8 protein-coding genes are annotated in these 12,361 nt (G+C 42.0%); 3 read left to right on the top strand and 5 right to left on the bottom strand.

The genetic code is table 11. The annotated features are described in order from the left end of the window. Positions 1-45 precede the first annotated feature (45 nt). Positions 46-1,716: a nucleoside kinase gene (locus F5613_RS11505; RefSeq protein WP_179399854.1), complete on the top strand. Its 1,671-nt coding sequence runs from the start codon at positions 46-48 to the stop codon at positions 1,714-1,716. Between the two features lie 2 nt (positions 1,717-1,718). On the opposite strand, the gene F5613_RS11500 is transcribed toward F5613_RS11505, so the two are convergent. After that, on the bottom strand, positions 1,719-3,560 hold the full coding sequence (locus F5613_RS11500) for a lamin tail domain-containing protein (RefSeq protein ID WP_179399853.1): 1,842 nt from the start codon (positions 3,558-3,560) through the stop codon (positions 1,719-1,721). A 146-nt stretch (positions 3,561-3,706) separates the two neighbouring features. Here F5613_RS11500 and F5613_RS11495 point away from each other — a divergent pair, with 146 nt between their 5' ends. Beyond that, positions 3,707-4,717 carry an aspartate-semialdehyde dehydrogenase gene (locus tag F5613_RS11495; protein WP_079682345.1) on the top strand — a complete coding sequence of 337 codons (1,011 nt, stop codon included), beginning with the start codon at positions 3,707-3,709 and terminating at the stop codon, positions 4,715-4,717. Positions 4,718-5,275: 558 nt separating this feature from the next. Here the strand turns inward: F5613_RS11495 and porW are convergent. From porW to F5613_RS11475, 4 genes are read right to left on the bottom strand one after another with little or no spacing between them, the layout of a single operon-like run. Beyond that, positions 5,276-8,779: a type IX secretion system periplasmic lipoprotein PorW/SprE gene (gene porW, locus F5613_RS11490; protein ID WP_394353468.1), complete on the bottom strand. Its 3,504-nt coding sequence runs from the start codon at positions 8,777-8,779 to the stop codon at positions 5,276-5,278. Between the two features lie 43 nt (positions 8,780-8,822). Further along, positions 8,823-9,632: a metal ABC transporter permease gene (locus tag F5613_RS11485; RefSeq protein ID WP_068181460.1), complete on the bottom strand. Its 810-nt coding sequence runs from the start codon at positions 9,630-9,632 to the stop codon at positions 8,823-8,825. A gap of 3 nt (positions 9,633-9,635) precedes the next feature. Next, positions 9,636-10,058, bottom strand: a complete 423-nt coding sequence (locus tag F5613_RS11480) for a phospholipase (protein WP_079682347.1) — start codon at positions 10,056-10,058, stop codon at positions 9,636-9,638. A 12-nt stretch (positions 10,059-10,070) separates the two neighbouring features. Further along, positions 10,071-11,294, bottom strand: coding sequence for a 3-phosphoshikimate 1-carboxyvinyltransferase (locus F5613_RS11475; RefSeq protein WP_179399852.1), 1,224 nt, complete (start codon positions 11,292-11,294; stop codon positions 10,071-10,073). A gap of 123 nt (positions 11,295-11,417) precedes the next feature. Here F5613_RS11475 and ribF point away from each other — a divergent pair, with 123 nt between their 5' ends. Continuing rightward, entirely contained in the window at positions 11,418-12,350 is a 933-nt protein-coding gene (gene ribF / locus F5613_RS11470; protein ID WP_179399851.1) for a riboflavin biosynthesis protein RibF, read from the top strand. Positions 12,351-12,361 lie beyond the last annotated feature (11 nt).

Below are 12,361 nucleotides of genomic sequence, written 5' to 3'. Positions count from 1 at the left end.
TTCCTAACTTTATCATGCAAATCTATAAATAAATATTGAATAACTATGACAGAAACCATCACAATTTACTGTAAGAATAACAACGTATATAAAGATGTACCCCTGGGAGCCACCCTGCTGGATATTTATACTGCAGTGGGATCACCGCTTAAGAACCGGCCCATGAATGCCCGGGTAAACAATAAAGTGGAAGGACTTACATTTCGTTGTTATTACCCTAAGGATGTGGAATTTATCGATTATACACAATTGTCTGGTCAGCGTACCTACGTCCGTTCCCTCTGCTTTGTTTTTTCCAAAGCAGTTCACGATGTATTGCCTACGGCTACGCTCAATTTGGAGCACCCCGTTTCCAAAGGGTATTTTTGCAAGATACATAATGGGAAATCAATAGATCATCAGACCATCGAAAAGATCCGTACACGCATGCGTGAGATTATCGATGCCGACATACCTTTTCGCTTTAAGAACACCCGAACATCCGATGCAGTCAAGCTCTTTCATGAACGGGGTTTGTTCGATAAAGAGCTGCTTGTGGAAACAACCGGGATGCCCTATACAATGTATTACGACCTGGATGGCTATATCAATTATTTTTATGGTTGTCTAACACCTTCTACCGGATATATCCAACTGTTTGACATTGTTCCCTATTTCGATGGCGTTTTGCTTCGAATACCCCGTAGGTCCGACCCTCAGGAGCTTGAACCTGTAATTAAGCAGGATAAGATGTTTCAAGCTTATAAGGAGCATCTCACGCTGCTGGATACGGTGGGGCTGAATAATGTTGGCGATCTGAACAAGGCGATACGAAAAGGGATGACTCCCGAAATTATTATGGTTTCGGAAGCCATGCAGGAAAAATCTGTAGCCAAAATAGCAGAGGAAATAGCCTGCCGTTTCCGCGACAATGGGGTGCGGATGGTCCTTATCTCGGGTCCTTCTTCTTCTGGAAAAACCACCTTTTGTAAACGTCTGCAGATTCAATTGATCACCAACCTTATTCATCCGGTGAGTATTTCGCTGGACGATTATTTTCTGGACAGAGAGCATACACCTAAAGATGAAAAGGGTGAATATGATTTTGAGTCGCTTTATGCACTGGACCTTCCTTATTTTAATAGTGATCTGCAAAAGGCCATCAACGGTGAGGAAATTGCATTGCCAACATTTAGCTTTGAAACAGGTTCCCGAATTTACAAAGGCAACAAATTGAAAATGGGACCGAATTCTATTCTCATAATTGAAGGTATTCATGCGTTGAATCCGGAGCTCACCTCAATTTTAGATGATCACTATAAGTATAAGGTATACGTATCTGCGCTTACCTCAATTTCGCTGGATAATCATAACTGGATTCCAACAACTGATAACCGGTTGTTGCGAAGGATCGTACGTGATTATCGTTTCAGAGGCTATTCGGCCAAAGACACGATCGCAAGGTGGGAGAGTGTGCGAAAAGGCGAAGATAAGTGGATTTTTCCCTATCAGGAGAATGCCGATGCCATGTTTAACAGTGCTATGTTGTATGAACTGGCAGCCTTGCGTAAATATGCTGAGCCCATTTTGATGGAAGTGCTCGAAATAGAAGAAGAGAATGCAGAGGCTTACCGTTTGCTACGCTTCTTACGTTATTTCAATTACATTCATGAAACTGAACTTCCTCCTACATCCCTTTTACGGGAGTTCTTAGGCGGAAGCAGCTTCAGTTACTGATATCAGAAGTACGAGAATGCTTTCTTAGAGCGGTAGATTACTCCCGAAGGGTGATAAATCTCTGCATACAGAATATACAGGCCGGCGGAAAGTTTTTTTCCGCCGTTTCCTTTTCCATCCCAAAAGAGAGAACCTTTTTGGCCGATTAACTCGTGGTTTTTCAGGATTGCCACTTGTCTTCCGGCTGGATCAAATACCATGATTCTACAACTGTAACCCGATTGATCTGTATGGTAAGCTAGATTCCAACAATTATTATCTGGCGAGAATACCGGAATTTCAATACTGGTTTGAGGACCGTCTTTTATTACTCCATATTGAGTATTTTGGAATCCTGGGGTTCCATGACCGGCTTCTGCCGCTGCTGTTGCCCAGTTGCGCTGGTCTTGAGTGGTCGATTCCGGATCTATCCTTTCCAATGCAAAACCTTTACTGTCTGACACAAAGGCGTTGTGCCATTTGTGACTGTAGGAGATTTCATCAATAACCTCTTTGGTGTGATGATTCAACAATACTACTGTGGAAGAGGTATTAGCCAGGGTCGGAAGTTTTACAGACCGGATCAATTCCGGAGTAGGGGTATCGTAATGCATGAGAACACCCTCCTTGTCTTTCGTTAAAACCAGATATGAATCCTTTACGATTGTAACCTCTAACCCGGATAGCGGATAAATAGTAGCCAGGCTTCCATCAATCTTACGGATGGCAATGGACAGGCTGTCTGCTCTAAGATCTCCTCCGCTGCGATTATACAACTCGATGTACTCACTTCCTCCGGTATGCGGATCGGGCAGAATTTCGTTGAATACAATGTCAAATGGTTTTACACTGAATGTAACTCTGTGATCTTCTTCATTTGGGTTGCCGATCTCGGGATTGTCGGGGGCAGGAGGTATTTCTTCCAATGAGAAGGTGAACTGAAAGCAGTTGTCGACCAACACGTTTCCCGACAAATCAGTCAGATTTTCCCAGCACAACGTATAATCTTTCCCATTTATCATAGTGTCGGGAGTTACAACAAGCAGTTGATTTGCGTTTGCCGATACAGTCTTGATTGATACCGGTCCCATTTCATCTATAGAGCAGGAAGCCGCAGATGATTCTATAGGTTCGTCGAAGGTAAATCGCAGAATCGAATCGGATATGGCTTCTATTGCAGTGATACAGGGAGGCATGGTGTCGGCCATATCAATTGAATCGCCGGTAATTAACAGATTGTCGAAAGCAAAATGATAACTGCGGGTTTTGCTGTAACGGCAATTTATCTTGAAAGTACCTGATGGAGGAATCACTACTTGTTTCAGGATGGTATCTCCTTCGAGGCGATAGGACGTTTCGTCCGAAAGGCGGCTATATAATTTCCAGTGTGTTCCGTTTTCTAATCTTAGCTTTACATTCACTTCAACATCTTCCTTGTCCAGCAGTCCCAATCGACCTTTGATGAGTCGTTTGGCTGTTGCCGTCCCTTTTACGCTGTATAAAGATATATTATCGTCGTTGTGACCTACCTGAACATAATAATGCGTTTCATCCGGATCTATATTTTCGCCCGACGAGAGAACATAGAGACGTACATTATTGGCATTGGATGAATTAAAATAAAGTTGAACATCTAGTTCCCATTCCATGTTTTTATTATAATTGACAGGCAATTGCAGTGAAGCATTTCCCTGTTCATACAAATCGTCAAGTTGTAGCCATCCATCGGTTGTAACATAAAATGACGCTGTATCACCTGTCCATGCATTGGTTGCAGTGATATATGACGACGAAAAAGTGTCTGAAGTCTGCGATTTTGTTAAAAAAGAAAGGAAACAGAGTAAAAAAAGAAAAATATGTTTCATAATAGTAAGGTTTTGTAGAAATAGGTATATCTTTGCAAGCCGAATGTTAACTTCGGATACTGTGCCTTGTAAAGTACAAAGATATAAAACTATTTTGCATAGAACGAAATAGTACTAATTATTTTTAATTTTAAATTGTGCTCAAAATGAAAGTAGCAATTGTTGGTGTTAGCGGAGCAGTAGGACAAGAATTCCTACGTGTGCTAGACGAGAGAAACTTCCCGATGGATGAGCTGATCCTTTTTGGTTCATCCCGTAGTGCCGGACGTGTTTATACTTTTAAAGGTAAACAGTACACCGTGAAAGAGCTCAAGCATAACGACGACTTTAAAGGGATCGACATTGCTTTCGTTTCGGCAGGTGGAGGTACTTCCATTGAGTTTGCAGAAACCATTACCAAACATGGTGCGGTGATGATAGACAACTCAAGTGCTTTCCGTATGGACGCTGATGTTCCATTGGTGGTTCCCGAGGTGAATCCGGAGGATGCATTGAACCGCCCGAAGGGGATTATTGCCAACCCTAATTGTACGACCATTCAGATGGTTGTTGCATTAAAGGCAATCGAAGGTATTTCTCACATTAAGAAAGTACATGTTTCAACCTACCAGGCTGCCAGTGGAGCAGGAGCTACTGCCATGGCAGAGTTGATAAAACAATACGAAGAGATACTGAAGGGAGATAAACCTACAGTAGAAAAGTTTGCTTATCAGCTGGCTTATAACCTGATTCCTCAGGTGGATGTATTTACCGATAACGGTTATACAAAGGAAGAGATGAAGATGTACCACGAAACACGTAAAATCATGCACTCTGATATTGAAGTCAGCGCCACATGTGTTCGTGTTCCGGTAATGCGTGCTCATTCTGAATCTACCTGGGTGGAAACAGAAAAGCCCATCAGTGTGGAGGAAGCCAAGGAGGCATTTGCCAAAGCCGAAGGAATTGTTTTACAAGACAACCCTGCTGCAAAGGAATATCCAATGCCATTATTTGTAGCTGATAAGGAACCAGTTTATGTTGGTAGAATCCGCAAGGATCTGACTAATCCGAATGGTCTGACTTTCTGGACGGTAAGTGATCAAATTAAAAAGGGAGCAGCTTTAAATGCTGTTCAGATCGCAGAATACCTTATCAAAGTAAAAAATGTAAAATAAGATTTTCTTATAAAATAATCAACAGGCCGTCCCCATAAGAGACGGCCTGTTTTTTTATTCTTCATTGTCGTATTCTTTCTCTCATCCTCTTTAAAGTGAAGGATATCTGCCGGAAAGTGAAGGTTATTTCTCAAAAAGTGAAGGATATTGGTGAAAAAGTGAAGGATATCTGATTGTTTAGTAATTGTAATTAATTGATGGATAGCATTTTATGTGTACAGGTGAAGGAAGTGAAGGATATTTTCGTGAAATCTGTAAGGTAATTCAACAAGTAAGGCCTGTTGTGCGGAAACCCGGTACTTTTTATCGGCAAATATATATCTTTCAATCCCCAAAGATATATCTTTGAGAAACCGTTCCTATATCTTTGAACATTCAAACATATAGGAATGAAAACCGGTCCGGTACCAAATTCATTACGAATCAAAAGAAAGACATGCCTCAAAAAAATCAGGTACATTTTGGACAAGAAGTATATACATTTTGGTAAATAAGTATATACATTTTAGGCAAAAAGTACTAACAAAACAGAGAAGATTTTTATATGTCTGCGATTGGTTACTTCTGTTTTAATGCTTCTCTACGTGCCTTTTCGCGGTCTCTAAGTTTTTGCTGATAGAGTTTCTCCTTTTGTTTACGTTCGGCTTCACGCTTTTTGAGTTGCTCTTTATAGGCCCGTTCCTTTTCTTTAAGGAGTAATTTCCGTTCCTTGATCTTCTGTTTACGGGCAGCTTCTGCTTGCTTCAACCGATCTTTTTGTTCCTTTTCAAGCGCTTTCTCCCTGTCGGCTTTAGCTTTGAGCAAAGCTTGATTTTCAATTTCCTGCTTTTTCAGGATATCTGCACGTTCTTTCGCCTTTTGTTCCTGCAATTCCTTATCAGCCTTTTGTTTGGCTTCAAATTCTTCACGTTGCTGTTTCTTTCGGGCCTCTTCTTCTGCAGCTTCCTTTGCACGGATTGCCTGAATTTCTTTCAGAGTCAACTCTTTTGATTCAGGAACAATTGATCCAATGCTGTCTGCGCCAAATTCGGATTCCGGGAGCGTATCCTGTATTATTTCATTCACCCGGATACTATCCGTTGGAATAACTGTCGCCTTTTCTGTTCGATCTAGTAGAAGAGAATCAATTGGTCGTTGTATGAGTTGAATTGAATCCGGAACGGCAGACTGTGTATTCGTAGAATCTGCTTGTTGATCTGTAACATCAGATGCGATAGACGGTGCCGGAATCTCGGTTGTTTCGTCAGCTTGATCCATTAGCCGGATACGCCAGCGTGATACGATTTCGGGAGCTGATTCGCCAAAGTTTTCATTGAAAAAAGTAATGTATTCGTCTAATGTCTTGCCATGAATCAGCACCTCATAATTGGATTCGGAGATGGGTAGGATACCTACAGCTTTTTCGATATTTGCAGCATATCCGGAATCTGAATGGATCATACGGTAATACTGCAGAATTTCTTCCATCCCAACAAAACCACGTATAAAGAGCATATTCATTTCTCCAAAAGATTCGCTGCTTAAGTCGAATTCCTTTATCATAAAGTTGGCAAAATTATAGGAGGCTACAGTGAAAAGGAGTTGATTCAGTTCCACTTTTCCTGCCGGGTAAATTAGTAACATCCGATAAGGCTCATTTATTCCGGCAGTAAAGGTACGGGTTGAATCGATAGCGCCTGGCTCGATCCCATTTTGAAGTCCGAAACGCATATTCCATTTCATCCCGGTAACATCCCCTTGTACCATAGAACGTCCGCGCAGGACTCCCTTGAGCATTTCGCCTGCCAGTTCAGTTACATCGGCTTGAGGATATTTCTCTACCAATGCTTTGAGAGCCTCTTTGAAACGGTTGGCATCGCCTGACTGAACATATGTTAGAGCCTCAAGGAATGTGAATTTCGGTAATAACTTGGATAACGGATAGGCGGTTGTTACCTTCCTGTAATTATCTCTTACATTGGTTGTGTCGCCGACCAGGTATTGGTTATAGGTTCTTTCGTAAATGGAATCCTGTACACGGTCCATCATACGGATATTATAAGCATAATTGGGGTCTGCGACTGCCAGAGCATAATCACTTTCCGGAAAAGTTTGCATAAGCTTACTTTTATATTGGGCTGCAAGCGAACGGTCTTCCAATCGTAATCCCATCAGATACAATTGATAATAGCTGTCTAAACGATATTTATTTTGAGGAAAGCGTCTGTCCAACGTTTCAAAGGTTTCAATAGCCAGCGGAAGGTCTTCCAGTTTGTCTTTATATATCTTTCCCATGTTAAAGAGCCCGTCGGCAATTATAAGATCCGATGCCTGCAGGTCTTCTTCCGTTAGTGGGATCTGCTGGAGGTAAAATGCCGGATCTTTTGGATCTTGAGAAGCTACAGGCGAAGGTAGAGAATCTACAGAAACTACCTGATTTCCCCTGTCGGGAGCAGTGTCTTGTACATTGTCTGAAAGTACATTACTATCCTGATTATCAACGAAAGTATTCATTGCTTTTTTAAGCCTGCGCCAATTGTCTTCAAGTAATCGTCTTCCCCAGCGGGTCTGAAACTGTCTTTTTCCATCGGCAACAGTTTGAGGATTGTAAAAATAAAACGAATTCTCTCCTGTTGCTACCGGCATGGTAACTGTTTGGGTTCCTGTGCCAGTACGGTTTATTCCACTTCCTTTGGCATCCTGTTCGGCTAAGAAAGCGGCTTGTTCAGCTGCTCTTTTTTGTTCTTCCTCGTCCTTTTTTACTTTATCAATAATTTTACCAATAACGGCAAGTCGTTCCGGTTCGCTCATTTTGGCAAGGGTTTGCAGACTGTCTTGCAGATGAACGGCTTCAGTATGGATAACAAGCTCGTCCAGAATGACAGACTGTTTAGCAACCCGTTCGTAATCGCGGTGTTTTTTATCTAGAGCAGTTAATGCTCCCAGGAAACAGGGCTGTGCTTTTTCGTAGGCACGTTGTTTGAAATAGATATCTCCGAGACGAAGTTGACAGATCGCTTTATCCAATCCGTTCCGTTTACTTTTTTCGATGGCTGATTCGTAACTTTCGATGGCACGGATTGTGTCTTGCTGACTCATATACACATTCCCGATAGCATAATACACCTGATCTAAGTAATCTACATTCTTTTCGCTACGGGCCATACTCTGCAATCTGCGAATTATTTTAGTTGCATTTCCTCCGGGAAAAACTTCGGTCTGACGGATACGCGCTGCAAATTCCATTTCGTATGGAGGATTTGCACTGATAACCTGGCCAAAAGTTTTATAAGCCAGACCATCCAATCCTTCACCAGCATATAATTGACCTAGAAGATATTTCATTCGGGTACGCTGTTTCCTGTTTTTCTCAGCTTTGATGGCAGTTATAAGGTAGGGGATAGCCTCTTTGCTCTGCTTGCTTTTAATCAGATAATCTGCATATACTGAAGCATACCTGCGTTGCTTACTTTTGGGAATACCATTGATATTTAATTTATTCAGGATGTCTTCCGACTCATACATCCACCCCAGCTCAGCATATGACCTGGCTTGCCAGAGTTTTGCTTCGGCAACCATTTCTTCATCCTGGGCATAATGACGGGCGATATAGGAAAAAGTGGCCGATGCCTGCAAAAAGTCAGCATTGTAAAATTGACTTTCACCCAATAGCAGCCAGCACTTCTTTAAAAATGGGTTGTACTCTTCCATCTCCTGCAACGCTTTTTGTTTGGGGTCATTTCGCCAACCTGGTTTCTTAAGCGGTTTCGTCTGTATGGAATGGAGTTTAATGGCTTTGTTACTCTTCTCTATCGCACGGTCGAAAGATCCTCCTGTAGTTTGTTTCTCTTTAGAGAGTCCGCTTACCGGATACATAAGCAGCTGTTCGGTATAATTATCTTTATGTCCGTCTTGAAGCGATTTCATTGATTCGTCGAAGGATGTCTTGCCGTTGAAGTAGATATTATACCGGGAGGTAAAGGCATGATAAAACCTACTGGACATCGTATTTTCTTTTGTACTGCACGATGCCAGCAACACAAACACACATAATGCGCTTATATAGCCGGTCTGTTTTTTCAATGTTGCCTGTTTTAACAACTTAATAAACAGAAATGAACCTGTTTTATTGTTTTTTACGGAAGAATAATAGCCCTTTTGCCACTAAAAAGAAAATGACCAATACCAGAATGATAAAAGCTCCCGAAGGTACGTTTAATAAATAGGACAAGATTAATCCTGACAAACATCCAATAAATCCTATAAAAATACTTCCCCAGATAATCTTATTAAAATTGGATGTGAAGAGATTGACGGTTATCTGTGGCAGAGTTACCATAGACATAAGCAGCATAATTCCAACCAAACGGATAGACAGTACAATCGTAATGGCAATAAAGCACATCATGGTATATTCCACCAGTTTTACCGGCAAACGTTGGGTTAACGCAAAGTCGTTGTCGAATGCTACATAAAGAATTTCCCTGTGGAAAAGCACGAAAAAAACAATGAGTACAACCGACAATATACTTATCCAAAGGATATCGGTATATGAAATTGTAAGAATATTTCCGAAAAGGTAGGCGGATAGGTTAGGAGCAAACCCCGGAGTCATAAATATGGCGATAACTCCCAAAGCCATACCCAGAGACCAGAACCCGGCTATAGCCGAATCTTCCCTCACCCCCTGTTTGCGGCTAACCCATTCTACTCCGAAGGCGGAAAGAATAGAAAAGATCAAAGCCGAGAGAATAGGATTTATGCCGGCAAAAAAGCCGATACCTAATCCTCCGAATGAGGCATGGGTGATTCCGCCGGTAATAAACACCAACCTTCTGGATACGATATAGGTGCCAACAATTCCACAGGCAATCGCTGTTAGAAAGCTTCCTATCAAGGCGTTTTGAAAAAATGCATATTGCAGTAGATCTGTCATACGTTAGGCGTGTATACGTCGTTCACCAAGAATCAGAAATGCTTCATCTTTCAGGGCATCGGGCAATTCGATACCCCGTAAAAGCAGGCTGCGGATCCATCCGGCCACTTCAACTTCCTGAAGCGTATAGAGAACTTCACGGAATTCTTCAACTTCATTTTCCGAATATGCATCTGCAGCAGTACCGATGAAACGATCCAGATCTTCATCTTCGTAATATTCTATTTTCTTGCTTACAGCAGCAAGCAGGCTGTCTTTTTCGCAGGTTTCATGCTGTCCGCAGCATCCTTCAGATATCTCTTTCGGCTCGGGAATTTCTTTGATTTCTCCCCTCTCCAACATCCCCTGCAATTTCTTATTCCGCAAATGACCAGCAATGGCGGCAAGGATGCCCAATACAATAATTCCAATAACGATAAACCACATAGAGCCAATAATTTAATCTTTAATTTCAAAACCAGCTTTTAGTAAATCATTCCAAAAATTTGGATATGATTTGCTCACCACCTCCGGATCAGCAATACAGATACCCTGAGGGAGTGCAAGAGCTACCGGAGCAAAAGCCATGGCCATACGATGATCTTCATAGGTGTTGATCACCGGGTGATCCATTGGTTCGCAACGCTCTCCATTCCATTCCATCACACTGTTTCCTTCAACATGAATCAGATAGCCAAGTTTTCGCAACTCGTTACATAAGGCTTCGATGCGATCGGTTTCTTTTATTTTCAAACTCTGCAATCCAGAGAAACGGAAGTGTACGTTAAGTAACACACAAGTAACCACAAAGGTTTGTGCAAGATCGGGTTCATTCACAAAATTATGATTGAACTTTGTGCATCGGTTTCCGTTCTTTTTTAAAAGAACTCCCTTGTTTGTGTAAGAGGTTGTAATACCCAGTTGCGTAAATAATCCGGCTACAGCCGAGTCACCCTGTAAACTATTTTTAAACAACCCTAACAATTCAATTTCAGCATCTTTGTTCAGGGCTGCCATTTGATACCAATACGAGGCGGCGCTCCAATCGGATTCCACGGTAAAGGGCACCGGCTTATATTCCTGAGGCAATACTTTTATAGTCTGACCAGACCAATTAGCCTTCACCCCGAACTGTTCCATCAGCTGAAGGGTGAGTTGGATGTAAGGACGGGATATTATGTTACCTTCCAGATGGATGGTAAGTCCTTTTTCCATAAGCGGGGCAACCATGAGAAGTGCCGAAATATATTGTGAACTGATTCCTCCGGACAGAGATATCTCTCCGCCCTGCAATGCACTACCAAAAATCCGCAACGGAGGATAACCCTCTTTCTCAATGTACTCAATACGGGCACCTAAGGAGTTCAAGGCATCAACCAGTAGCTTGATGGGACGGTTCTTCATGCGTTCGGTTCCGGTTATTGTCCATTCTCCCACAATTTTTGAAAGGAAAGCGGTTAAAAACCGCATAGCGGTTCCTGCTGCTTTAATGTCAAAATCGCGGCCATCCGAATTAAGGGCATTTACCATTACTTTTGTATCATCGCAATCGGATAAATTAACGATGTCGTAAGCACTGTAACTTAATGCATGTAAGATCAGTGCACGGTTACTGATGCTTTTGGATGCCGGTAACTGAATGGATGCCTGTAATTTGGAAGGCGCTTTTATCTGATATTCCATTGTCTCATCTCTGTTCGTTAGGAAGTACAAAAGTACGGATTTTTATCGGATTGTCTCCTGTTTGTTAGGAATTATGCCATCTCTTTCTTTACCTTTGTAATTCAACTGGAAAAGAACATAGGTATGATTGTGACGAGAGATACTGAGATATTGAAAGACATTGAGCTGGTGGCCACCATTGGATTCTTTGATGGAGTGCATTTGGGACATCGGTTCCTGATTGAAGAAATGCTATCAGTAGCAAGGTCCAGAAAGCTTCCTGCAGCTGTAATTACCTTTCCCGAACATCCCAGAGCAGTGCTTCATGCCGATTACCAACCCAAATTATTGAATAGCTTTGAAGAGAAGCTGATGCATCTGGAATCTACCGGAGTAGATTATTGTATCGTACTTGATTTTACTCCTGAACTTTCTCAATTGTCGGCCAAAGAGTTTATCCAAGAGATCTTGTGTAAGCGGATTCATGTGAATACATTGCTGATTGGGTACGATCATCGTTTCGGCCGTAATCGGGCGGATGGTTTTGAACAGTATGTAGAATACGGAAAGAGTTGTGGGATGGATGTGATACAGGCTTCACCCTACAGCCCCGGAATGGAGCATGTTAGTTCGTCTGAGGTCCGTAAGCAATTAGACCATTGTCGTGTAGACAAAGCTGCGGCTTTGTTGGGCTATCCATACATGATTAAAGGAAGTATTGTAAGTGGTTATAAAATTGGTAGAACAATTGGTTTTCCTACTGCCAATATAAGGGTAGACGAGCCATTTAAAGTTTTGCCGGGAATCGGGATCTATGCGGTTTGGGTAAATTTGAACGGGGTACGTTACAAAGGAATGCTGTATATCGGATGCAGGCCAACCATAGATAATAATCTGGATATGGCTCTTGAAGTCAATATTCTGAATTTTAGCGGCGACATTTACAACGCTCAGCTGGAGGTTGTATTTGTTCGTTTTATGCGCGAAGATATTAAATTTGAGAGTCTGGAGGCTTTACGCGCCCAGTTGGAAATTGATCGGGAAGAGGTGGATGCGCTTCTGTCCGGATTGGAATAAACTAGTAATAT

The organism is Macellibacteroides fermentans (assembly GCF_013409575.1).
In the GTDB taxonomy this organism is placed as follows: domain Bacteria; phylum Bacteroidota; class Bacteroidia; order Bacteroidales; family Tannerellaceae; genus Macellibacteroides; species Macellibacteroides fermentans.
Note: the sequence above shows the minus strand (reverse complement) of the source record. Positions and strands in the feature narration are given on the sequence as shown.